The sequence below is a fragment of the Mesorhizobium sp. M0317 genome, from assembly GCF_040321555.1.
Lineage (GTDB): Bacteria > Pseudomonadota > Alphaproteobacteria > Rhizobiales > Rhizobiaceae > Mesorhizobium.
This window is the reverse complement of record NZ_JAMYRV010000001.1, coordinates 1-24,166: the sequence shown is the minus strand read 5'-3', so window position 1 is coordinate 24,166 and position 24,166 is coordinate 1. Positions and strand designations below refer to the sequence as shown.

General features: G+C 62.5%; 20 protein-coding genes. 9 read left to right on the top strand and 11 right to left on the bottom strand.

The window, feature by feature from the left end:
* Nucleotides 1-35 precede the first annotated feature (35 nt).
* Nucleotides 36-1,424 carry a Si-specific NAD(P)(+) transhydrogenase gene (sthA, locus tag NKI88_RS00100; protein WP_352653466.1) on the bottom strand — a complete coding sequence of 463 codons (1,389 nt, stop codon included), beginning with the start codon at nt 1,422-1,424 and terminating at the stop codon, nt 36-38.
* Between the two features lie 190 nt (nt 1,425-1,614).
* On the opposite strand from sthA, the gene NKI88_RS00095 reads away from it, so the two are divergent.
* The 3 genes from NKI88_RS00095 (at nt 1,615) to NKI88_RS00085 (ending at nt 4,007) form a co-directional block, all read left to right on the top strand.
* Complete coding sequence (locus NKI88_RS00095; protein WP_352653465.1) at nt 1,615-2,085, top strand: RDD family protein; 471 nt, start codon at nt 1,615-1,617, stop codon at nt 2,083-2,085.
* 139 nt (nt 2,086-2,224) lie between these two features.
* The gene (locus NKI88_RS00090) at nt 2,225-2,989 is read left to right on the top strand and encodes an arginyltransferase (protein ID WP_023682417.1); all 765 of its coding nucleotides are present in this window, start codon (nt 2,225-2,227) and stop codon (nt 2,987-2,989) included.
* 121 nt (nt 2,990-3,110) lie between these two features.
* Nucleotides 3,111-4,007, top strand: a complete 897-nt coding sequence (locus NKI88_RS00085) for a DMT family transporter (RefSeq protein WP_023689526.1) — start codon at nt 3,111-3,113, stop codon at nt 4,005-4,007.
* Here the strand turns inward: NKI88_RS00085 and NKI88_RS00080 are convergent.
* Nucleotides 3,995-5,209 (bottom strand): AI-2E family transporter, encoded by a 1,215-nt coding sequence (locus NKI88_RS00080; RefSeq protein ID WP_023730840.1) that lies wholly within the window; start codon nt 5,207-5,209, stop codon nt 3,995-3,997. The genes NKI88_RS00085 and NKI88_RS00080 overlap by 13 nt on opposite strands.
* Nucleotides 5,210-5,489: 280 nt before the next feature.
* Entirely contained in the window at nt 5,490-7,742 is a 2,253-nt protein-coding gene (gene parC, locus NKI88_RS00075) for a DNA topoisomerase IV subunit A (RefSeq protein WP_352653464.1), read from the bottom strand.
* Between the two features lie 404 nt (nt 7,743-8,146).
* On the opposite strand from parC, the gene NKI88_RS00070 reads away from it, so the two are divergent.
* Nucleotides 8,147-9,337 (top strand): aq_1923 C-terminal domain, encoded by a 1,191-nt coding sequence (locus NKI88_RS00070; protein WP_023697470.1) that lies wholly within the window; start codon nt 8,147-8,149, stop codon nt 9,335-9,337.
* A gap of 230 nt (nt 9,338-9,567) precedes the next feature.
* On the opposite strand, the gene aspS is transcribed toward NKI88_RS00070, so the two are convergent.
* Nucleotides 9,568-11,361 (bottom strand): aspartate--tRNA ligase, encoded by a 1,794-nt coding sequence (gene aspS / locus NKI88_RS00065; RefSeq protein WP_352653463.1) that lies wholly within the window; start codon nt 11,359-11,361, stop codon nt 9,568-9,570.
* Between the two features lie 481 nt (nt 11,362-11,842).
* Here aspS and NKI88_RS00060 point away from each other — a divergent pair, with 481 nt between their 5' ends.
* Nucleotides 11,843-13,018, top strand: a complete 1,176-nt coding sequence (locus NKI88_RS00060; protein ID WP_352653462.1) for a hypothetical protein — start codon at nt 11,843-11,845, stop codon at nt 13,016-13,018.
* A 117-nt stretch (nt 13,019-13,135) separates the two neighbouring features.
* Here the strand turns inward: NKI88_RS00060 and NKI88_RS00055 are convergent, their stop codons facing one another.
* Entirely contained in the window at nt 13,136-13,915 is a 780-nt protein-coding gene (locus NKI88_RS00055) for a DeoR/GlpR family DNA-binding transcription regulator (protein WP_352653461.1), read from the bottom strand.
* Between the two features lie 90 nt (nt 13,916-14,005).
* On the opposite strand from NKI88_RS00055, the gene NKI88_RS00050 reads away from it, so the two are divergent.
* The 3 genes from NKI88_RS00050 to rnd all read left to right on the top strand — a co-directional run bounded on the left by NKI88_RS00050 (nt 14,006) and on the right by rnd (nt 17,885).
* Nucleotides 14,006-15,208, top strand: a complete 1,203-nt coding sequence (locus NKI88_RS00050) for an MFS transporter (RefSeq protein WP_352653460.1) — start codon at nt 14,006-14,008, stop codon at nt 15,206-15,208.
* A gap of 205 nt (nt 15,209-15,413) precedes the next feature.
* The gene (locus NKI88_RS00045; RefSeq protein ID WP_352653459.1) at nt 15,414-16,658 is read left to right on the top strand and encodes an MFS transporter; all 1,245 of its coding nucleotides are present in this window, start codon (nt 15,414-15,416) and stop codon (nt 16,656-16,658) included.
* Nucleotides 16,659-16,733: 75 nt separating this feature from the next.
* Entirely contained in the window at nt 16,734-17,885 is a 1,152-nt protein-coding gene (rnd, locus tag NKI88_RS00040; RefSeq protein ID WP_023708785.1) for a ribonuclease D, read from the top strand.
* Nucleotides 17,886-17,948: 63 nt separating this feature from the next.
* Here rnd and NKI88_RS00035 read toward each other — a convergent pair whose 3' ends face one another.
* The 5 genes from NKI88_RS00035 to NKI88_RS00015 form a co-directional block, all read right to left on the bottom strand.
* Nucleotides 17,949-18,368: an MAPEG family protein gene (locus tag NKI88_RS00035; protein ID WP_023682427.1), complete on the bottom strand. Its 420-nt coding sequence runs from the start codon at nt 18,366-18,368 to the stop codon at nt 17,949-17,951.
* Between the two features lie 22 nt (nt 18,369-18,390).
* On the bottom strand, nt 18,391-18,960 hold the full coding sequence (locus NKI88_RS00030) for a hypothetical protein (protein WP_023673033.1): 570 nt from the start codon (nt 18,958-18,960) through the stop codon (nt 18,391-18,393).
* Nucleotides 18,961-18,979: 19 nt separating this feature from the next.
* Nucleotides 18,980-20,482, bottom strand: coding sequence for an IMP dehydrogenase (guaB, locus tag NKI88_RS00025; protein WP_023742866.1), 1,503 nt, complete (start codon nt 20,480-20,482; stop codon nt 18,980-18,982).
* A 142-nt stretch (nt 20,483-20,624) separates the two neighbouring features.
* The gene (locus NKI88_RS00020; protein WP_023673035.1) at nt 20,625-21,080 is read right to left on the bottom strand and encodes a PIN domain-containing protein; all 456 of its coding nucleotides are present in this window, start codon (nt 21,078-21,080) and stop codon (nt 20,625-20,627) included.
* Nucleotides 21,077-21,322, bottom strand: coding sequence for a type II toxin-antitoxin system Phd/YefM family antitoxin (locus tag NKI88_RS00015; protein ID WP_023673036.1), 246 nt, complete (start codon nt 21,320-21,322; stop codon nt 21,077-21,079). Before NKI88_RS00015 ends, NKI88_RS00020 begins: the two co-directional genes overlap by 4 nt.
* Nucleotides 21,323-21,562: 240 nt before the next feature.
* On the opposite strand from NKI88_RS00015, the gene NKI88_RS00010 reads away from it, so the two are divergent.
* Entirely contained in the window at nt 21,563-22,984 is a 1,422-nt protein-coding gene (locus NKI88_RS00010) for an MFS transporter (protein WP_023673037.1), read from the top strand.
* 191 nt (nt 22,985-23,175) lie between these two features.
* Here the strand turns inward: NKI88_RS00010 and NKI88_RS00005 are convergent, their stop codons facing one another.
* A complete protein-coding gene (locus NKI88_RS00005; RefSeq protein WP_023711559.1) occupies nt 23,176-23,898 on the bottom strand; it encodes an RlmE family RNA methyltransferase in 723 nt (240 codons plus the stop codon).
* Between the last annotated feature and the right edge of the window lie 268 nt (nt 23,899-24,166).

Here is a 24,166-nt window from a genome sequence, read left to right as displayed (position 1 = left end):
GCGCCCGGCGGAACGGCTGAGCAGATGCTCGTCGCCTAGCCCTGTCCCATCCGGTTCCAGGCATCGAGCCCGGCGATCTTGTAGGCTTCGGCCAGCGTCGGATAGTTGAAGGTGTTGTTGACGAAGAAATCAACCGTGCCGCCGAGGTTGATCACCGCCTGGCCGATATGGATCAGTTCGGTGGCGCCTTCGCCGACGATGTGGGCGCCGAGCAGGCGGCGCGTTTCGACCGAGAACAGCAGTTTCAGAAAGCCGGAGTTGACGCCCATTATGTGGCCGCGCGAGGTTTCGCGGAACCGCGCCAGACCGACTTCATAAGCAGCGCCGCTCTCGCGCACCTGCTCCTCCGACTGACCAACGGTGGAGATTTCCGGCACGGCGTAGATGCCATAGGGGAAGGTTTCCGGCGGCGGTGGCAGTTGCACGCCGAAGGCGTGGCAGGCGGCCACCCTGCCCTGCTCCATCGATGTCGAGGCAAGGCTGGGGAAACCGATGACGTCGCCGGTGGCATAGATGTTGGGCGCACTGGTCTGGAAGGTCTGCGGATCGACCTTGATGCGGCCCCGGGAATCGGCCTCGATGCCGACCACGTCGAGGCCGAGGCTGCCGAGATTGCCGCTGCGGCCGGCGGCGTAAAGCACGATCTCGGAGCGGATGGTGCGGCCATCGGCGAGCGTCACTTCGGCATAGTCGGGTTTTGAGACGATTTCCTTGACCGTACTGCCGAGGCGAATGGTCATGCCGCGGTCGCGCATCTGGTGGATGAAGTCGTCGACGATCTCGCGGTCGACGAAATCGAGGATGGTGTTGCGCGGCTCCACCAGCGTCACCGGCACGTCGAGCGCCGAAAAGATCGTCGCATATTCAACGCCGATGACGCCGGCGCCGATCACCGTCAGCGTGCGCGGCAGATGGTCGAGTTCCAGCATCTCGTCGCTGTCGAAGACGCGGATCTTGTCGAAAGGCACGTCGCGCGGCCGGTGCGGCCTGGTGCCGACCGCGATCAGCGCATTGGTGAAACCAACCTCCGAGTAGTCGCCATTGTCTGCCGTCAGGCTGACCTTGTTTGGGCCGACGAATTTCGCCATGGCGCGCACGCTTTTGACGGCGTTGCGCATAAACTGGTGCTGCAGCACCTCGACCTCGTGGTCGAGCGTCTTGTGCAGCCGCTCGACCAGGTCGGCGATGGAGATGTCCTGCTTGACCCGGTAGCCGCGGCCGTAAAAGCCCCGCTCGCGCCAGCCGGACAGGTTCAGCACCGTCTCGCGCAGCGTCTTCGACGGGATGGTGCCGGTGTGCACCGAGACGCCGCCGAGGCGCCGGCCCCTGTCGACCACCAGCACCGATTTGCCGAGCTTGGCCGATTGCACCGCGGCGCGGCGCCCGGAAGGGCCGCTGCCGATGACCACCATGTCGTAATCCATGTAACCCCGTCCCCTCGGCGTCTTGTTGCGCCGCAGCAAGCTAACGCCATCCGTCCACCGAATTCAATCGGCTCAACCGCGTCACACTGCCGAGCCGGACCGATGGACGAACCGATCTTGATTCCGCCCGCGGTCTTCACCATTTCAGTGGCGGCGCACCCTAGCGTGGCGCCTGTTACGAGGACATGACATGAACGCGCGCGTACTTGACGGCGAAATCATCACCAGCAGGCTCGACGACGTCAGGGCCTATGACGGTGTGCGCACGCGGCGCATCCTGGCCTTCATCATCGACTATTGCATCGTGGCGCTGCTCACCATTCCGTTCGCGATCCTGGTGGCCGTGCTTGGCCTTTTGACATTCGGTCTTGGCTGGGCGCTGTATTCCATCCTCGTGCCGGCGGTCGCCATTCTCTACATCTGGAACACGCTGGGCGGTCGCAACCAGGCCACATCAGGCATGAAGATGATGGGCATTCGGCTCGATCGTCTCGACGGCAGCCGTATCGACGGCCTCACCGCCGTTGTCCATTCGGTGCTGTTCTGGGCGAGCACGATCATCCTGACGCCGCTCGTCCTCCTGGTGACGCTGTTTTCCGATCGCAAGCGCACACTGCACGACCTGCTGCTTGGCACGGTCGTCAGCCGCAGCGACCGTTGAACCGGCGTCCAACCGACGCCAACAGGCATTTGTGCGCAAATGTGAAGGGGTCCGTTCAACCCCGCCTTCACAATCCTGTTGAATTTTTCGCCAGCCAAGCCAAAGGTAGAGCGATTCGCAGGAGTGTTCCCAAGGTTCGATGACGCACCATCCGACCCAGTCGCCGCAGTTCTTCCTGACCGCGCCATCGCCGTGCCCGTATCTCGAGGGCCAGTTCGAACGCAAGGTGTTCACGCATCTGGTCGGCGACAAGGCGCCGGAGATGAACGATCTGTTGACGCAAGGCGGTTTCCGGCGCTCGCAGAACATCGCTTACCGTCCCGCCTGCGAGACCTGCCGCGCCTGCGTCTCGGTGCGTATCCTGGCGCAGGAGTTCACCGCCAGCCGCAACATGAAGCGGGTGATCCAGCGCAATTCCGATCTGATCGGCGCCATGCACGACGCGCAGCCGTCGACCGAGCAGTATTCGCTGTTTCGCGGCTATCTCGACGCTCGCCATCGCCGCGGCGGCATGTCCGACATGACGGTGCTCGACTACGCCATGATGGTCGAGGATACCCATGTCGACACCAAGGTGATCGAATACCGGCGCCGCGGCCCCGACACATTCATCACCGGCAAGGGCCAGGGCGAGCTGATCGCCGTGGCGCTGACCGACAAGATGGCCGATGGCCTGTCGATGGTCTATTCCTACTTCAATCCCGAGTTCGAGGACCGTTCGCTCGGCACCTTCATGATCCTCGACCATATCGCCCGCGCCCGGGCCATGGGCTTGCCCCATGTCTATCTCGGCTACTGGGTCAACGGCTCGCGCAAGATGAACTATAAAATGCGCTTCATGCCGCAGGAGCATCTCGGCCCGAAGGGCTGGGAACGCTACGACCACGAAGCGGTCACGCGCTGATTTTTCTTCTTACCAAATCCTGATCTAAACATTTTCAGCCGAGACGATGCTGGTCTTTCCGCCCGTTGGCGGGGCGATTGCGCCGACCGGCATCTGCTCAAATCATTGCGAAAGCCGTTGCATGTCCTCTCACAATGCCCACACCAAAGGACTTCTGCTCACCGCGCTTGGCGGGCTGGCGCTGACCATCGACATTCCCCTGATCCGGCTCGCCCATGGCGAAGCCTGGACGATCCTTTTGCTGCGCACCGGCTGCACCTTCGTGGCGGGGCTGATCGTATGGGCCATCTGGCGCTCGTTCAGCAAGAATGCTCCGCAGCTGATACCCGGCTGGTCGGGGCTCGTCGTCGCCACCCTCTACGGGCTCGGCGCAATCGCCTTCATCACTGCCGTCTACAACACCTCGACCGCCAATCTGGTTTTCATCCTGGCCTTCTCCACCATGTTCTCGGCGCTGCTGTCGTGGCTGTTCCTGAAGGAGCGACCGCAGCCGCTGACGCTTGCGGCAATGGCGCTGATGATCGTCGGCATCGCGATCATCGTCGGCGATTCCGTCGGCACGGGAAATCTGTTCGGCGATGTGATGGCGCTGTGTTCGGCCTTGGCGATTGCCTGCGCCATCACCGTTTCACGCGCCAGCGGCAGGGATATGGGATTCACCGCGCTGACCGGCGTCCTGCTGCCGTTCGGGCTGGCGGCGCTCATGGTCTCCAGGACCGGTTTCCAGGTGGAGGCGCCATGGTGGATCGTTTTCAACGGCGCCGTCATCATGCCGTTCGCCTTCTTCTGCCTGGCCAACGGGCCGAAATACATTTCAGGCCCGGAAGTGGCGATGTTCTATCTCCTGGAAACGGTTCTGGCGCCGGTCTGGATATGGATGATCTTTGCCGAGACGCCGTCGCGCAACAGCCTGATCGGCGGCGTGATCCTGATCGTCACGCTGGTCGCGCATTCCCTGTGGCAGTTGCATGAAGGGCGCAAGCGCCGGGCAGCGCTCGCCGTCGCTTACCCAGCCTGACTTTTCTTCGCGGGGCCGGCGACAATCTCGATCTGCGGCGGCCCGCCTTCGAGCTCGGCCGCCGTGTCGGGAACGGTGTCTTCGGCCAGTTCCACCTCGCGCAGCCATTCGCGCCAGATCGCCACCAGCAGCGCCATCAGCACGGGGCCGATGAACAGGCCGAGAAAGCCCATCGTCTTGACGCCGCCGATCAGGCCGAAAAAGGTGGGCAGGAAGGGCAATTTGATCGGTCCGCCGACCAGCTTCGGGCGCAAGGTCTTGTCGACGATGAACAGTTCCACCGCGCCCCAGATGAACAGCGCCAGACCCGCCATCGGCGAGCCGCTGGCGGCGAGGTAGATCGACACAAGCGTAAACGACAGCGGCGCGCCGCCGGGGATCAGCGCCATCACGCCGGTCAATGCGCCCAGCGTCACCGGCGACGGCACCCCGGCCAGCCAGTAGGCGATGCCGAGCACCAGCCCCTCGCCGATGGCGATCACGGTCATGCCGGTAACGGTCGAGGAAATGGTCGCCGGCACGACGCGCGAAATCCGCTCCCAGCGCGTCGGCAGGATGCGTTCGCCGAGCCGGTCGATCTGGCTGGCAAAGTGTTCGCCGTCGCGGTAGGCGAAGAACAGCGCGATCATCATGAACAGCAGCGTCAGCAACAGGCCGAAGGCGCTGCCGCCGGCAGCCAGCACGCCGCGATAGATGCTGCCGATATTGGCGCCGCTGACCAGCTGGATCAGCTCGCCGATGCCGCCGGGATGGCCGAAATTGTCGATCCACTGTTCGTTCAGCCACTCGCCGACGACAGGCAGCGAGGTGATCCAGTGCGGTGTGACCGCGCCGTGCCTGTTGGTCTCGATCGCCCAGCCGACCCATTCGCGGACCTCGTTGATGGCGTAGGTGCCGGCGAGCGCTATCGGCACCACCAGGAAGGCGAGGATGAACAGGATGGCGAGCGTCGCGGCGACGGTGCGGTTACCGCCGACACCGGCAAGCAGTCGGCGGTAGAGCGGCCAGCTGGCAAAAGCAATGACGAGGGCTGCCAGCACGGGAAACAGGAACCCGTGGAAGAAATAAACGCCGGCGGCGACGATCAGCACCAACAGCCAGCGCGCCGCCGACAGCGGCGGGATGACGGCGGCTCGCAACGGAGTCGACAGGCCGAACAGGCGCTGCTGACGCTCAGGCTTCTGGATCTTCGCTTCCTTCAAACGGTCAATTCTCCCCGGCCTAACAGCGTTTATGCACTGTTATAGTGCCGCAATCGTGACGATAGTCCAAATGGTTGGTGAAGCTGCCAATCTCCCCCCTTGTGGGGGAGATGTCCGGCAGGACAGAGGGGGGCGCGAAGGATCGCCAGCCTGGCACCCGACATTGAAGACCCAAGAGTTGCGACCGAGTGGCGAGCCATGACCATTTGATGAGCTGGCGGGACAGCGCCCCCCTCTGGCCTGCCGGCCATCTCCCCCACTTGGGGGGAGATCAGCAGCTTCAACCAAATTTCCCCGTCCGCGGAAACCCCTTCGGCACCATCCGTCCGGCCGACGCTCTCGCGCCGATCCATTCCGCCAGTTCCTCGCGCGACCTGACGAAGGTGCGGTCGGCGGAATCCTGCCAGGACAGGCCGCTCGCCAGCGTGAAGGGTTTCAGGTCGAGCAGACCGCCATCCTTGTATTTCTGCAGGCGAACGCCCTTGCCGCGGCCCATCTCGGGAATTTCGGAGAGCGCAAACACCAGCATCTTGCGGTTCTCGCCGACAATTGCGAGATGATCGCCTGACACCGGGACGCAGGCCTTGGCCTCGTCGGGCGCCTTGACGTTCATCACCTGCTTGCCCTTTCGGGTGTTGGCGACGACCTCCTCCTCCGGCACGACGAAACCATTGGCATCGTAGGAGACGAGCAGCAGCTTGCGCTTGGGGTCGTGGACAAAGGCGGTGACGATGTCCTGGTCGTTGTCCATGTCGACGATGATGCGGATCGGTTCGCCATGGCCGCGGCCGCCCGGCAGCCGGTCGGCGCCGATGGTGTAGAATTTGCCGCCGGTGGTGAAGACCAGGATCTTGTCGGTGGTCTGGGCATGGAAGGCGAGCTTGAGGCTGTCGCCTTCCTTGAAGGTGAGCGTGGAATGGTCGGCCAAATGGCCTTTCATCGCCCGCAGCCAGCCCTTTTCCGAGACCACCACGGTGACCGGCTCGCGCTCGATCATGGCGTGGGCAATGTCGGTCAGATCATGCTCCGGCGCGTCGGCGAACTGGGTGCGGCGCTTGCCGAGTTCGGTCTCGGGGCCGAACTTGTCGCGAACCTGCGTGACTTCCCATTTGATCGTCGACCATTGCTTGGCGTCGGATGCGAGCAATGCCTCGATCTGCTTCTTCTCGGTGGTGAGACCGTCGAACTCCTTGCGGATCTCGAACTCTTCCAGCTTGCGCAAGGCCCGCAGCCGCATGTTGAGGATGGCTTCGGCCTGGGTGTCGGTGAGCGACCAACGGGCCATCATCACCTGCTTGGGCTCATCCTCCTCGCGGATGATCCTGATGACCTCGTCGATGTTGAGATAGGCGATCAGGTAGCCGGCAAGGATTTCCAGCCGCTTCTCGATCTCGCCAAGCCGATGCTTCGAGCGGCGGATCAGCACATCGCGCCGATGGTCGAGCCACTCCTTCAGCACGCCCTTCAGCGACAGGACGTTAGGCACCTTGCCCCGCGACAAAACGTTCATGTTGAGGGGAAATCGGCTTTCGAGCTCGGTCAGCTTGAACAGCGATTCCATCAGAATGCCGGGATCGACCGAACGGCTCTTCGGTACGAGCACAATGCGGACGTCCTCGGCGCTTTCGTCTCTGACATCCTCGAGCAGCGGCAATTTGCGCGCGATCAACAGCTCGGCGATCTTCTCGATCAGCCTGGCCTTCTGGATGCCGTAGGGGATTTCGGTGACGACGATGCTCCAGGTGCCCCTGCCCTGATCCTCCTGGCCCCATTTGGCGCGCACGCGAAAACCGCCGCGGCCGGTCTCATAGGCCTCCAGGATGGATGCGCGGCTGTCGACGATGATGCCGCCGGTCGGGAAATCCGGCCCTTGGACGAACTCCATCAGCTTTGTCACGGGCGCGTCCGGCTGCTCGATCAACTGCAGCGCCGCGTTGCAAAGCTCGGCGGCATTGTGCGGCGGGATGGACGTGGCCATGCCGACCGCAATGCCGGAGGAACCGTTGGCGAGCAGATTCGGGAAGGCGCCGGGAAGCACTACGGGCTCCTCGTCCTCCTCATTGTAGGTTGGCCGGAAATCGACGGCGTCCTCGGTGATGCCGGCAAGCAAATCGCTCGCCACCTCGGTCATGCGCGCCTCGGTATAGCGCATGGCGGCGGCGTTATCGCCGTCGATATTGCCGAAATTGCCCTGCCCGTCGACGAGGGGATAGCGCATGGAGAAATCCTGCGCCAGGCGCACCAGCGCGTCGTAGATCGACTGGTCGCCATGCGGATGGAACTTGCCCATCACGTCGCCGACGATGCGGGCGCATTTGGCAAAGCCCTGGTCGGGGTTGAGCCTGAGCAGCCGCATCGCATGCATGATGCGGCGATGCACAGGCTTCAGCCCGTCGCGCACGTCAGGCAGCGCCCGGTGCATGATGGTCGAGAGCGCATAGGCGAGATAGCGCTCTTCCAGCGCCTTCTTAAGATCGACCGGTTCGATGTGGTCACCGTCGCCATTTTCAGGCGGCAAAATCCTTTTTCCCATACGGCTGGACTAGCCGAGCGGGTGATTCGCGGCAAGGCGGGGCTGCGGAAATCCGCACTTTGCAGCCTTTGGGCTTACGAGGGCGGCTCAAGGTCCGACAATGGATGTGACGGACTTCATGTTCCCCCTTGCCGTCCCTGTGCAACAGCAACGGTAGCAGTGCTGTTGCCAACCAACATCAATCTGTTACACGCCCTCTCTAAGGCAGGAGACGGTACGCAGGGGAGCCCGACCTTCATGACATATTCACCGCATCGGGCGAAGGCTCCCGCTCCGATTTGCCTTTCGCCGTGATTTTCGACAACTCTGCGGGAAAGCGCCTTTTTCCCGTCCAGTTCGTCACGGAATGGTGATGGCGTAGAATTGAGAAAACACTTTTTCAGGACTCTCTCAGGGAACTCGCGATGACAATCCAACGTTCGACACTCAAGAAACTTGCTTTTTCGACCTTTTTGCTGACGCTGCCGCTGAATGCCGCCTTTGCGCAAGACACGGCGGTTGCCGACCGACTGAAGGCCGCACTTGCCGTCCAGGGCGTCGATATCACCTGGACCGGCGTTACCGGCGACAATTCCAGCATGGTGCTGCAGGGCGTGTCGGTCAAACCGGCGGCCGAAAAGGAGGCGCTGCCGATCGGCGACGTCAAGCTCGAAGGCGTGACCGAAGCCAATGGCGGCTTCGATGTCGCGACCATCACGACTTCGGCCTTCGAGCACAGCAAGGACGGCGTCACGCTCAACCTCACCCCCTTCGTCATTCATGACGCCAACATCCCGGCAGAGGGCGCTACAGGCCCGCTCGGCTCGATGATGATCTACAAGTCGGCCGAACTCGAAAACCTTACGGTCAAGGTTGCCGACAAGACCGCCTTCTCGGTGGATGGGCTTGCTGTCCAGATCACGCCGCCGGCCGACGGCAAGGCGATGGAGTTCTCCGCCACCACGGAAAAGTTCAACGCCGACCTGACCCTGGTCGACGATGCGAAGTCCAAGGAAGCCATCGAGGCCCTCGGCTACCAGAACATCTCGGGCAATATCGAGATCGGCGGCACCTGGCAGCCGAGCGACGGCAAGATGGACCTGTCGAAATACGACATCTCGGTCGAGAATGCCGGCACGCTCGGCATGACCTTCGGCCTCGGCGGCTACACGGTCGACTTCGTCAAGTCGCTGCAGGAGATGCAGAAGAAGATGGCGGCGCAGCCCGAAGGCGCCGACAATTCGGCGCAAGGCATGGCGCTGCTCGGCCTGTTGCAGCAGCTCTCCTTCAACAGCGCATCGATCCGCTTCGATGACGATTCGCTCACCGGCAAAGTGCTTGAGTATGTCGGCAAGCAGCAGGGCATGTCGGGCAAGGACATCGCCAACCAGGCCAAGGCGATCGTGCCGTTCGGCATGGCGCAGCTCAACAATCCCGAACTGACCGCCGAAGTGACGGCCGCGGTGAGCAAGTACCTCGACGATCCGAAGAGCCTCGAGATTTCGGCCGAGCCGCCGGCAGCGGTGCCGTTCGCGCTGATCATGGCCGGCGCCATGTCCAACCCGGCCGACCTGACCAAGACGCTGGGCGTCCACGTCAAGGCCAACGAAGACTGATCGAAGTTCGCTCCCTTCTCCCCGTCACTATACGGGGAGAAGGTGCCGGCAGGCGGATGAGGGGCGGCGCCAACGCGTGCAAATTGTAGTTCGATGCTGAACCGATTGTCAGAAGGCGCCAACTGCTAAGGCCGTTCGCCAATCGCCTGCATGCGTGCTGCCCCTCATTGTCCTGCCGGACATTTCTGCCCGTATAGAGACGGGGAGAAAGGGCAGCTGCAACGCTGCTGTCAGTCCTTCTTCACTGCCGCGACACGCAGCGACAGATCACGCAACTGCTGCGGCGAGGCTTCCGAAGGCGCGTTCATCAACAAATCGTAGGCCTGCTGGTTCATCGGGAACATGGTGATCTCTCGCAGGTTCTTGGCGCCGACCAGCAGCATGACGACACGGTCGACGCCGGCCGCCATGCCGCCATGCGGCGGGGCGCCATACTGGAAGGCGCGGTAGAGGCCACCAAAGCGTTCTTCCACCGTGGCGCGGTCGAGGCCAACCGTCTCGAACGCCTTGACCATGGTTTCCGGCAAATGGTTGCGGATACCGCCAGAGGCGATCTCGAAGCCGTTGCAGACCATGTCGTACTGGAAGGCCTTGATGCCGAGCAGGTCGTCGCCGTTGAGCGCGTCGATACCGCCTTGCGGCATCGAGAACGGGTTGTGGGCGAAGTCGATCTTCTTCTCCTCCTCGCTCCATTCGAAGAACGGGAAGTCGACGATCCAGCACAATTCGAAGCGCTCGCGGTCGACAAGGTTCAGTTCTTCGCCGGCACGCGTACGCGCGGCACCGGCGAAGGTGACGAACTTCTTCGGATCGCCTGCGACGAAGAAGGCGGCGTCGCCATCGGCAAGGCCGAGCTGCTGGCGGATCGCCTCGGTGCGCTCCTCGCCGATGTTCTTGGCCAGCGGACCGGCGCCTTCAAGCTTGTCGCCTTCCTTGCGCCAGAAGATGTAACCCAGTCCCGGCTGGCCCTCGCCCTGCGCCCACGAGTTCATGCGGTCGCAGAAGGCGCGGCTGCCGCCGGTCTTGGCCGGAATGCCCCACACTTCGGCCTTCGGATCGTTGGCCAGGATGTTGGCGAAGACCTTGAAGCCGGAATCGCGGAAATGGTCGGAGACGGCCTGCATCTCGATCGGGTTGCGCAGGTCCGGCTTGTCGGAACCGTATTTGCGCATCGCGACATCGTACGGGATGCGCTGGAATGTCTGCGTCACCGGCTTGCCGTTGGCGAAGGTCTCGAAGACGCCGCGCATCACCGGTTCCATGGTCGACAGCACGTCGTCCTGCTCGACGAAGCTCATCTCGAGGTCGAGCTGGTAGAATTCGCCGGGCAGGCGGTCGGCGCGCGGGTCCTCGTCGCGGAAGCAGGGCGCGATCTGGAAATAGCGGTCGAAGCCCGAAACCATGATCAGCTGCTTGTACTGCTGCGGCGCCTGCGGCAGCGCGTAGAAGGTGCCGGGATGGATGCGCGACGGCACCAGGAAGTCGCGTGCGCCTTCCGGCGAGGAAGCCGTCAGGATCGGCGTCGAGAACTCGGTGAAGCCGACATCGGTCATGCGCTTGCGCATCTCAGCGATGATCTTGGTGCGCGCCACGATGTTCCTGTGCAGCGTCTCGCGGCGCAGGTCGAGGAAGCGATACTTCAGGCGGATGTCTTCGGGATAGTCCGGCTCGCCGAACACCGGCAGCGGCAATTCCTTGGCTGCCGACAGCACCTCGACCTCGCGGGCAAAGATTTCGATCTCGCCGGTCGGCAAGTTGGCGTTGGTGGTGTCCGGCAGGCGCGCCTTGACCTCGCCGTCGACGCGGATCACCCATTCGCCACGCAGCGTCTCGGCGACCTTGAAGGCGGGCGAATCCGGATCGGCGACGATCTGGGTCAAGCCGTAATGGTCACGCAGATCGATGAACAGCAGGCCGCCATGGTCACGCACGCGATGCACCCAGCCCGACAGGCGGACGGAAGAGCCGACATCGCTCTTTCTCAACTGGGCACAGGTGTGGCTGCGGTAACGATGCATTGTCATGTCAAAAGTCCGGGGTGCTGGGTTGTGGGCCGAGCTCAAAGCCCGGTCCAAAATTTGCGCGAAAAGCGCATGGGAGGCCGGATTTGTCAAGGCAAGCCGGGCGATCGGGCGCCATCGCGGTAGACGGATCCGGCGAAGTTTTCCGCAGTTAGCTGCCAGGGGCCTCTAAAACTCTCGCAGGGTTGCTAATGAGTGGCTAGGCTGCCGCATGCCATATTGTCTTCTCGCGACACGCTGATTCCACTAACATTGATGCTGGCTGGCCGTGGCGGTATCGTCTTGGCGATTCATTCGAACAAATCGGCTTCATCAATGACTCACATCAACGTGGGCGTCGACTCTAACATCCTTCTCCACTTCGGGAACGTTGAAAACCTTAAGTGGAACGAGCTCTTTCCAGATTCTAGTTCAGTAACTGTGTTTATATGCGCCCAAGTTCAGGAAGGAAATTGATAGTCACAAGGGAACCGTAACCGGATACATGGATAATCGGACGAGAGAGTATCAAAAAATACTTCGCTCGGCTGAAGCCAACGCCGATTATCGATATCGCTCCAATATCAACATAGGCGTTGAGTTTGTTTTTCTAGACCGCCCCCGTGATTCCGAATTAGACGACCAGGCTTTCGATCTGACGGAACCCGACTCGAGGATCGTCGCCCAGTTACTTCATGCTTCAGATTCCGGCGGCCTCGAAATGATAATGGTCGCGAATGACGCAAGGCCAATTAGGGTCGCCCGACAGCACGGAATGAAGGCCGTGAGGCCCGATGCTTGGGAACAGGTGCGAACCGAACTTGAGAGCCCAGCTACAATGCGGCTGCGGGCTGAGAATAAGGAACTACGAGAAAGGCTTTCGGCCCATCCGAACACCGTACTCGCGCGGCTGGAGGAACAGATCGAACATCGCATTTTCGCGGGCTTTGATAGCCATTTCGATCCAGATACTTTTTTTAAAAAGCTCAAGGCGAAGTTGCTGAAATGCCATGGCCTCCAGACGCCCGAGTCCGTGGCGAGGCAACATGATGTCGTTGCTGATCCTTGGGGTTTCGACATACCCAGGCTCGGAAAAGTTTCTATGAAAGATATCAACAATTATGCTGAAGAAATCTCGGTTTTTACCGAAAACATAGGAGAGTTGGACGCGGCCGTTTTCTATCAATTGATCGAGAACTTGGCACTGATTGGCAGTTTCGCCATGGTGCTCGCCAACCAAGGGACAAAACCAGATGAATCCGTGTCCGTGGAACTGGCATTCGTCTCGGAAGGCAACTTCATTGATCCGGAAGCCCTCCATGACTCAATGAATCTTGGACTGGAGGTGCCATCACCCCCTGCTCCGCTTATGACAGACTTTTCTAGCTTCGCGGACCAACTTGCAACTCGCCACGGCCAAGATCATGAATTCGTCGACGTATCGAACGAGTCCGGCGGGAGGACCAAACGCTACTTATGCAAAAGATTCCAGCATGGGACAGAAAAAGAATTTTTTGATCTCTTTCTATCGGCTGATCCCAACACTCCTTCGGCCATCGAGATAACGGTTCGCGCGCATTACCTGCCGACACCGATGTGCGGAGGGTTCATGTGTTACCAGTGCCGACTCATTTTTCCGAACCGGACGTCCTCAATCTTCTGCGAGAAGCGCATAGACTGATGCCACCCGAGCAGAGCGAACTCTTGCGCCGAGCGGTGGCGGAGTTTGAACGATAGGACGTGTTCGACCGCCAATTCGGTCGGTCATTGGCGCTAACATTGTCGACCTAGCCCGCATTCAAGCCAAATGGATCTCAGCGCCCTGGCGTTCGAAGTCGGCGAGGATCGCGGCCGGCGCGGTCTTTTCGACCACGAGGTGGCGGATCGCCTCTGGCCTGGCGACCCGGTAGGGTGCGGCTGTGGCTAGCTTGTCGTTGGTTACAGCGATGACGATGCCTGCGCTGTTCTTGGCCATCGCCCGCTTTACCTCGGCCTCAGCCGAATCGAAGGCCGTGACGCCGCGCGACGCCTCGAGACCGCAGGATCCGAGAACAAACAGGTCCGCGCCAAGTTGCGCGACAGCGGCAAGCGTGTCGGCGCCGACGCAGGCGCCGAGATGGCGGTCGAACCGCCCGCCCAGCACAATCAGTTCGACCAAAGCGTGGTCTGACAGGACGGAGGCAATTTCGAGCGAATTGGTGGCGACGGTCAGATCGATGTCGCGCGGGATGGCCCTGGCGATCGCGGCATTGGTCGAGCCGCTGTCGATGAACAGGGTCTGTCCGCGCGAAAGCAGTGCCACGGTCGCGCGGGCCAGCCGCGTCTTTTCTTCGACCGCATGGCCGGCGCGCAGGCCGACCGGCGTGGCCGCGAAGGGTGCGGCCGCGACCGCGCCGCCATAGACGCGGCGGCACTGCCCGGCCTTGGCCAACTCCCTGAGGTCGCGGCGAACCGTGTCTTCCGAAACGCCGAAGCGGCCTGCCAGCTCGCCGGCCAGCACCCTTCCCTCGACGGCCAGGCGATCGCGAATAATTTGATGCCGCTCATCGGTCAGCATTGCATGATCCTGTTTTTTCATGCACGTTCTTGCACGATTTGCATGTTTGTGCAAGATGTAGGCATGTCAAACAGTGACAACCGTCGACTCTCTTGCCTTGAAAGCATCTTCATGACCTTTGGCCTCCGCCTCGCTCCGCAACACCGGGTCTACGCCGGCTTTGCGATCTATTCGTTCGCCATGGGCCAAATCTTCCCGCGGCTGCCCGACATCAAGCACGCCATGGGCATCGGGGACGGCACGCTCGGGCTAAGCCTGATCGGGACGCCAATCGGCACCTTGACCGCGCTGACGCTGGCGGCGCCGATCCTGGAGCGCATCGGCTTCCGCCGCGCGCTGCTCGGGCTGGTGCCGCTTTTGTCGGTTGTCTTTGCCATTGCCGTGCATGCGCCTGGGCCGCTTGCGCTGTTCCTGATGCTGTTTCCGGTCGGCCTGATGATCGGCAGCGTCGAGATCATTCTCAACGTCGAGGCCGACAGAACCGAATTCCTGCTCAAGCGCCGGATCATGAACCGGGCGCATTCGTTCTGGAGCATTGGCTTTTTCGGCGCTGGCCTGTTCGGCGCCGCGCTTGCGCATCTCGGCATATCGCCGCAACTGCACCTGGCGATTGTCGTACCGATGGTTGCGACAGGAATCGCGCTGTTTCTCGGCGGTTACGAACCGGCGCCGAGCCGCTTCGCCGGCAATGACGAGACGGCGCCAAGGCTGGCGCGGCCGACGCTGCCTATCCTCGTCCTCGTCGCGGTGACGCTGTCGGCGATGCTGATGGAAGGCGCCAGCATCGACTGGTCGGCAATCTACATGCGCACCGTGTTCGATGCGGGCCCTTTCGTCGCCGGTTTCACGGTGGCGCTGTTTGCATTCTCGCAAGCGGCCACGCGCTTCTTTGCCGACTCCTTTGTCGACCGCCACTCGCCGAGCGGCGTGGCGCGGGTGCTGCTGGCGACGATGGCGGTCGGCGTGCTGCTCGTCTTCTTCTCGCCTGCCCCGCTTGTATCGATGCTGGGCTTTGCGCTACTTGGCATTGGCAGCAGCGCGATCTTTCCGCTGGCGATCTCGGCGGCGGCCCAACGCACGGACCGCTCCGCGGCAATCAATGTCGCGGCGCTGTCGCAGATCTCCTTCGTCGCCTTCCTGCTCGGCCCGCCGTTGCTCGGCTTCGTCTCCGACCATTGGGGCATCCGTTCGGCCTTCGGCATCGGCATTCCGTTCATCATCCTCAGCCTGCTGACCGCCGGCTCGCTTGGCCGAAGGGCGTCCCGCCCGGCCGCACAAGCGGATGAAGCTTTGACGAGGGCTTACGAAGCCTGAACGGCCCTACCTGAAAGCCACACACCTGTTAGCGGCGGGATAAGCCACTGGCATTGGCCACATCGATGGTTCAGAACTGTGGAGGCACCTGGACGAGTATGACGTTTCGTCGATCGTCACACTCATCCAACTCTTTCTCGAAGCATGATCTTTTCCGAAAACCGGTTCCCACTTTTCGGGATCATGCTCTAATCAACGGTTCCGTATGTCCTCCATCCGCCCGCTGATCCCGCTCCTCATCGCCGCCGGCATCCTGCTTGGCGGCAACGGGCTGCAGGGCACGCTGATCGCGCTGCGCGGCGCGCAGGAAGGATTTTCGGCCTCCGACATCGGCCTGATGGGTACGTTCTATTTCGCCGGCTTCCTGTTGGGGTGCTTGGCCGTCACCCGTATCCTCAAGGCAGTCGGCCATGTCCGGACGTTTTCAGCGCTCGCCGCCATCGCCGCTGCCAGTACGCTGCTCCTGGTGCTGGTGATCGATCCGGTGATGTGGTGCGCGGTGCGCTTTGCCGGCGGTTTCTGCTTTGCCGGCCTGTTCACCGTCATGGAAGCCTGGCTGAACTCCGGCGTCGAAAACAAGGATCGTGCGCGGGTGCTCGCCGTCTACCGCATGGTCGATATCGGCTCGGTAACCGGCGCGCAGTTCCTGATCCCGATCTTCGGCCCCGGCGGCTTTGCCATCTTCGCCATCATGTCGATGATGATCACGCTGTCGCTGGTTCCGGTGTCGCTCGGCGACCGCTCCAACCCGACGCCGCCGGAAGACGTCAAGCTCGATCTCGCCCGCGTCTGGCGGATTTCGCCGCTCGGCTGCTTCGGCTGCATCTGCGTCGGCGTCACCAACAGCGCGTTCCGCACGCTGTCGCCAGTCTATGCCGAGCAGATCGGCATGTCGGTGGCCGATGTCGTCACCTTCGTCAGCGTCGGCATCTTCGGCGGCGCCCTCATCCAGTATCCGCTGGGCTACCTCTCCGACCGCTGGGATCGGCGCGCGGTGCTTTTGGCCACGACATGCGGCGCCATGTTCGCCGCGCTTGCGCTGGTCTTCGTCGCCGGCGCCGATCCGACCCTCAATTTGATCATCGTCTTCATCTTCGGCAGCTTCGCCATGCCGCTCTATTCGCTATCGGCGGCGCATTCCAACGACCGCGCCGACAAGGGCGAGTTCGTGCTGATCAACGCCTCCTTGATGCTGTTCTATTCCTTCGGCGCCATTGGTGGCCCCTTCGCGGCGTCCGCAGTGATGCAACATTTCGGACCGGGCGCCCTGTTTGTCTTCAGCGCAGTCGTCTACGCCACCCTCATCGCCGTCATTCTCTACCGCATGCAGGTGCGCGGCAGCGTGCCGGCGGGCAAGCGCAGCCGCTTCACGGCGCTGCTGCGCACATCAACCGTCTTCGCGCGGCTGGCGCGCAGAAATGGCGATTCCGACGGATCGGCCGATACTTGACCGAAGGGCGGCTTGACGAAAGCGCCCATGGCTGAAATTGAAAGAGAACCTTACCCGTTACTAAAAAGCGATTTGATGCACGTCATCACCACCCAAAATGAGCTCGAGTCCGTTCTCGCCGCTTTTGAAAAGTCGGATTTCGTCACCGTCGACACCGAATTCATCCGCGAAACGACATTCTGGCCGATTCTGTGCCTGATCCAGATGGCGGCGCCCGGCGTCACCGCGCTGATCGACCCGCTGGCGCCCGACATCAACCTCGCCCCATTCTTCCGGCTGATGGCCAATGAGGCGGTGGTCAAGGTTTTCCATGCCGCCCGCCAGGACATTGAAATCATCGTCCATCTCGGCGATCTGGTGCCGCATCCGGTGTTCGACACCCAGGTCGCGGCCATGGTCTGCGGCTTCGGCGACAGCGTCTCCTACGATCAGCTGGTGCAGCGCATCACCGGCGCACGGCTCGACAAATCTTCGCGTTTCACCGACTGGCGCCACCGGCCGCTGTCGGACAAGCAGCTCGACTATGCCTTGGCCGACGTCACCCATCTGATCGACGTCTACAAGCATCTCAGCGCCGAACTGGAGCGGGAAAACCGCGCCCATTGGCTGAACGAGGAAATGGAGGTGCTGACTTCGCGCGAAACCTACGATCCGCACCCCGAAGACGCCTGGAAGCGGCTGAAGATGCGGCTGCGCAAGCCCCAGGAGCTGGCGATCGTGCAGACGGTGGCGGCATGGCGCGAACGCGAGGCGCGCGAGCGTGACGTGCCGCGCGGCCGGGTGCTCAAGGACGACGCCATATACGAGGTCGCCCAGCAGGCGCCGCGCGATGCGGCAGCCCTTGGCAAGCTGCGCACGACGCCGAAAGGCTGGGAGCGTTCGTCGACGGCTACCGCATTGCTTGGCGCGGTCAACACGGCGCTCGCTTTGCCCCGCGAAGAGATGCCGAAGCTGCCCAAGAGCTTTCAGCCGCCCGAGGGCTCCAATGCCGCCTCCGAGCTGCTGAAAGTTCTGTTGCGGATCGTCGCCGAGAAGGAAGGCGTCGCCTCGAAAGTGCTGGCGTCTAGCGACGACATCGACCGCATCGCCGCCGAAGGCGAAGCCGCAGACGTGCCGGCGCTGCAGGGATGGCGGCGTACGGTGTTCGGCGAAGCCGCGCTGAAGCTGGTGCGCGGCGAAATCGGCATCAAGTTCGACAAGCGCAAGATCGCGGTGTTCGATTTGTAGACCCCCACCCCGCTCCGCTGCGCGTAGCGACCCTCCCCACAAGGGGGAGGGTAAACAACTGCCCTACACCGCTCCGAGCAGGTGTAGCGCGAACCAGATCCATGCCAGCAAGAGAATGATCGCGCCGACGTAGAAGGCGCGGCTGCGAAACCGCAGATTGTTGCTGGTGAGGTGGACCCAGGCGTGGCCATAGCGGGAAATCACGAAAATCCACATCAAGGCCAGGGTCAGATAATTGACGCCATTGGTCGCGTGCAGCGCCAGACACAGCACATAGAACAGCACCGGCAGTTCGAACTGGTTGATGAGATTGTTGGCAACCGTGACGCTCGACCCGGGCTCGGTCGTGCGCACCTTGTATTGACCGACCTTGGCCTCGCCCGATTTGACCGCGCCGTAGCGGCGCCGGCCCATCACGACATAGACGATATAGACGAGGAACACCTGCGCCAGCATCGGCCAGAAAATCGCGGTCTGGCTCATGGCGTTGCCCCTGCTCTGTCGTTCATGCCTGTGGACGCCGCTGGGCGGCAAGGATCAAAAACGCGATGACGATGACGGGGATCGCCAGCAGCGCGAATTTGGTGACGATCAGCGACGAGGCGAAAGACAGAGAATCCGGGTTGGCCGACAGCGCATCGGACAGAAGCCGCGCCACCGCAATGTTCTGGGCGTAGTCGGCGCACGTGTAGGGCAGCACGATGACCAGCGCGAACAGTGCCTGAAGCTGCACCGGCATGGCACGAAAACTCTTCAGCCGCCGCCCGGTTGCCAGGATCAAGCTGACCATGGTCAGCGACAGCAGCGCCGGGAAGAGAAGGTCGAAAGTCAAATAGTGCCAGACCAGGATGATCTCGCTGCCGCGCCGGCCGAGTGCCGTCAGCCAGGCCATGCCCTCGTCGGGCGTGAACCCGCCAAGGCGCACGTCGAGCGACGGCAGGCCACCGCTCAGCCGGCGGAAATAGAAGAATTCCAGCAGCGTCATGATGATGAAAACCGCCGCGGCGGCAAAGCACAGCGCGCCGGCATGGCGCGCCAGCCGCAGCACGATCGTCGCCTGGTGGCGCCAGAGCATGTACCGCTCTGGCTGCCGGTCAGGCTCCGCCAGGATAGTTCGGGCTTTCGCGGGTAATCGTGACGTCATGGGCGTGGCTTTCACGAAGTCCGGCGTTGGATATGCGCACAAAGGTGGCGCGTTCGCGAAAATCGGCAAGGTCGCGGCCACCGACATAACCCATAGCGGCTTTTAGCCCGCCCGCAAGCTGGTGCAGCACGCCAGACACAGGTCCCTTGTAGGGCACCTGCCCTTCAATGCCTTCCGGGACCAGTTTCAGCGTGTCGCGAACCTCGGCCTGGAAGTAGCGGTCGGCCGAGCCGCGCGCCATGGCGCCGACAGAGCCCATGCCGCGATAGGCCTTGAAGGAGCGGCCCTGATGCAGATAGACCTCGCCCGGGCTTTCGTCGGTGCCGGCCAGCAGCGAACCGATCATGGCCGCACTGGCGCCGGCGGCAAGCGCCTTGGCCAGATCGCCCGAATATTTGATGCCGCCGTCGGCGATGACCGACACGCCTGATCTATGCGCCGTCTCCACCGCCGACATGATCGCCGAAAGCTGCGGCACGCCGACACCGGCGACGATGCGCGTGGTGCAGATCGAGCCCGGGCCGATGCCGACCTTGACGGCATCGGCGCCGGCGTCGATCAGCGCCTGCGTGCCTTCGGCGGTGGCGACGTTGCCGGCCAGGATGCGCACGGAATTGGAAAGCTTCTTGGCCCGCGTCACCGCATCGAGCACGCGCTGCGAATGGCCATGCGCGGTGTCGATGACCAGGAGGTCGACACCGGCGTCGATCAACCGCTCGGCGCGCTCGAAGCCGTCATCGCCGACGCTGGTGGCGGCCGCCGCCCGCAGGCGCCCCTGCGCATCCTTGGTGGCGTGCGGGTTGAGCTGCGACTTCTCGATGTCCTTGACGGTGATCAGGCCGACGCAATTGCCGGACTTGTCCACGACGACGAGCTTTTCGATGCGGTGCTGGTGCAGCAGCCGCTTGGCCTCGTCCTGGTCGACATTCTCCTTGACCGTGATCAGGTTCTCACGGGTCATCAATTCGTAGACTTTCTGCCCCGGATCGGAGGCGAAGCGCACGTCGCGGTTGGTCAGGATGCCGACCAGGCGGCCGATCTTCTGGCCGCCGCTGCCGCCATTCTCGACCACCGGAATGCCCGAGATGGAATAGGTGCGCATCAGCGCCAGCGCGTCCGCGAGCGTGGCGTCGGGGCCGATGGTGACCGGATTGATGACCATGCCCGATTCGAACTTCTTGACCTGACGCACCTGCTCGGCCTGTTCGGCCGGCGAGAAATTGCGGTGGATGACGCCGATGCCGCCGGCCTGCGCCATGGCGATGGCGAGCCGCGCCTCGGTGACGGTGTCCATGGCGGCCGACAGGATCGGCACGTTGAGGTCGATGTCGGTGGCGATGCGGGTGCGGATGTCGGTCTCACCGGGCATGACCTCGGAATGACCGGGCTGCAACAGCACGTCGTCAAAGGTCAGCGCCAGCGCGCCGGTGGACGTTTCGATGATTTTTGCCATGGCCAGTCCTCGGATACGAAAAGCGCTGGGAGAATACAAAAAAGCGCTGGACCGAAATGGACAGCGCCGACTCGTTTCTTCCCTTTCAGGATTGGCGCTGGCTGGTAACACGTCGCGGCGTGGTTGAAAAGCCGGTCCTGGCCTATTCGGCGGACTTGCCCAACAGGGCATCGAGCAAGACATGGCGCGGTGACGCGAAAGGATTGACGACCGTTACGCCGCCCCAGGTGAAGCCGTCCTGCAGATCTTCCGACAGCAGCAGCCGGCAACCGGTTTGCGAGGCAACAGACAGGATGGTCGCATCCCAGATGCCGAAATGGTGATCGGTCGCAAGATCAGCCGCGACCGTCATCACCTCCGGCGTCGTGCCGACAACCGGAAACGCGTCGCGCCAGCTCAACAGGGCGTCGCGCGCTTGTGCACGTGATCGTCCGGCCTTGCGTGTGAGAACGGTGAACAATTCGCCGAGCACTTGGACTGGAATGACGGCTGCCTCTTGCGCAATGTCGTGCAGCAGGCCGAAAACGATGTCGCGCTTCTCGGCTCCGTTGATCCCCTCGGCATAAACAAGGATGTTGGTATCGAGCGCGACCTTCACCGCTCGTCCTCGTAAAGCTCGTCGCGGCTCCAGCGCCCGGCTTCTACAACAGGCTGGCGTTCGAGGCGCGACAGCAGCGCTGTGCGCGAACGAGACGCCGCAGGGTCGGGCTGCCCTGCAGGCACGATCCGCGCCACGGGGCGCCCATGGCTGGTCACGACATAGCTCTGTCCTTCGCGGACACCGCGCAGGAGGAGCGAGAATTTGCGGTTGGCGTCGGCTGCGGAAACGGCTTCTTCCATAGCATTGTCCATATAGTAGTTATATTCACTACAGCATAGTGAACCAGGTCAATTTTCGCAAGTTCATTCAATGTGGCGAAACGCAGCGACGCCTCTTGTCCGCCCACGGTCGCACAAAAGTGACAGCAAATTAATGCGACATCGCGCCTGAGGCGTGATAACCGCCCGTTTGTATCGGCTTGCCCGCCTTTTCATTGTTTGGATTGGCCGGCAGGATTTAGACCAGTTCGGACGCGTTCGTTGAACCGCATCATTCCGCTCATTCTGGCGGTCGCCTTGTTCATGGAAAACATGGATTCGACCGTCATCGCGACATCGCTGCCGGCGATTGCCGTCGACATCCACACCAGCCCGATCGCGCTCAAGCTGGCGCTGACCGCCTATCTGGTGGCGCTGGCGATCTTCATTCCGATCAGCGGCTGGATGGCCGACCGGTTCGGCGCGAAGACCATTTTTCGCGCCGCGATCGGCGTCTTCATCGTCGGCTCGGTCTGCTGCGCCATCTCCAATTCACTGCCGGCCTTTGTCGTCTCGCGCTTCCTGCAAGGCATAGGCGGCGCCATGATGACGCCGGTCGGCCGGCTGGTCCTGGTGCGCGCGACGCCGAAGAGCGAGCTGGTCGCGGCCATGTCGTGGCTGACGGTGCCGGCGCTGGTCGGCCCGCTTGTGGGACCACCGATCGGCGGCTTCATCACCACCTATTTCACCTGGCACTGGATCTTTCTGATCAACGTGCCGATCGGCCTGATCGGCATCTGGCTGGCGACGCGCTTCCTGCCGCAAACCGACTCGATGGAGACGCCGCCGCTCGATTTCGTCGGTTTCGTACTGAGCGGGCTGGCGGCCTCCGGCGTCATCTTCGGCCTGTCGGTGGTCAGCCTGCCCTATCTGCCGCCGGCGACCGGCCTCATCACCGTGGCGGTCGGGCTGATTTCCGGCGTGCTCTATCTCCTGCATGCGCGGCGCGCCAAGAACCCGCTGCTGGCGCTGGAACTGTTCCGCAACCCGGTGTTCCGCTCCTCGGTGCTCGGCGGCTCGCTGTTTCGCATCGGCATCGGGGCGGTGCCGTTCCTGTTGCCCCTCATGTTCCAGATCGGCTTCGGGCTGACGCCGTTCCAGTCGGGCATGATCACCTTCGTCTCGGCTATCGGCGCCATCGGAATGAAATTCGTTACCGCGCTGATCTTCCGGCTTGCGGGGTTCCGCCGGGTGCTGATCTGGGGCTCGCTGATCGCCGCGGCATCGATCGCCATATACGGCCTGTTCACGCCGGAGACGCCTTACGCGCTGATGCTGGCGATATTGCTGGTCGGCGGCTTCATCCGCTCGATGTTCTTCACCGGCGTCAACGCGCTCTCCTATGCCGAGGTGACGGCTGAAGACACCAGCAAGGCAACGCCGATCACGGCGGTGTTCCAGCAACTGTCGATCGCGCTCGGCGTGGCGCTGGCCGGCGGCATCCTGGAAGTCTCGACCTCGATCCATGGCGGACCGCTGGCGCTCGGCGATTTCCACATCGCCTTCTTCATCGTGGCGGCAGTGTCAGCGGCGGCGTCGGTGTCGTTCACGCGGCTGGCGCCGGATGCCGGCAACGCCGTGTCGGGTCATGGCCGGATGACGACGCCGAAGACACTGGAGCCGGTGAGCACGGCTGGAAAGTAAGGGGCGAGCGCCCCTCATCGCTTCGTTCATCCTAGGGCGAAGCGACTCAAAGCGTCGCGCAGACCCTGGGATCCATGCCGTGATCTTGATCGAAGGATGCAGCGGCACAGAATTCTGAGCGTTTTCAACGCGTTAACGTCACGGCATGGATCCTAGGGTCTGCGCTGCGTCGCTTCGCTCCTTGCTTCGCCCTAGGATGACGATGCCACTGGTGGCTCTCTGCCCTTAAAATCCTTCGCCAGCAAATACAGTTCCACCGACTCATCGCGCGACGCCGGCGGCTTGACGTGGTGCACCGAGCGGAAGTTCTTCTTGAGCATCGACAGCAGCTCGTTTTCGGCGCCACCCTGGAAGGTCTTGGCGAGGAAATGCCCGCCCGGCTTCAGCACCGACAGCGCGAAATCGGCGGCCACCTCGCACAAATGCATGGTGCGGATGTGGTCGGTTCGCTTATGACCCGTCGTCGGCGCGGCCATGTCCGACAACACGACATCGGGGTCGCCGCCCAACGCCTCGGCGAGCTTTTGCGGCGCTTCCGGGTCGAGGAAATCCATCAGCAGCACCGGCGCACCCGGCACCGCATCCATTTCGAGATAGTCGATGCCGATGACATGTGGATTATCAGCCGTCGATTTCGTCCTCGCGGCCGCCACCTGGCACCAGCCGCCGGGGGCCGCACCGAGATCGATGACCTTCATGCCGGGTTTCAGCAGATGATGCTTGTCATCGATCTCGATCAGCTTGTAGGCCGCGCGCGAGCGATAGCCGTCGGCCTTGGAGCGCTGGACATAGGGATCATTGATGTGGCGCTGCAGCCAGCGGCGCGACGATTCCTTCAGGCCGCTCTTCTTCTTGATCCGCGTCTTGAGGACACGAATGCTGGCGGAGCCCGGCTTTTCCGGCTTCTTGGTCATGACGTTATTTCTTGTTTGAGTTTTTGCGCTGGCCGAGTTGCCGCCGTTTTTCGGCGGCTTCGCGTTTCGCGAAGGGCTTCCCCCACTCCGGCGCCGCTTCGCGGCGCCACCTCTCCCCCCTCCGGAGGGAGAGGAAAGGCGCCGGTCTGCATAAGTTCGCGCCCTTCCTCTACCCCGTCGATCGGGGGAGAGGTGGGGGGGGCAGCACGAAGGCGGGGGGGGGGGGCGGGGCCCACACCCAAAACGCTGAATGTCGGCCCCCCCCCCC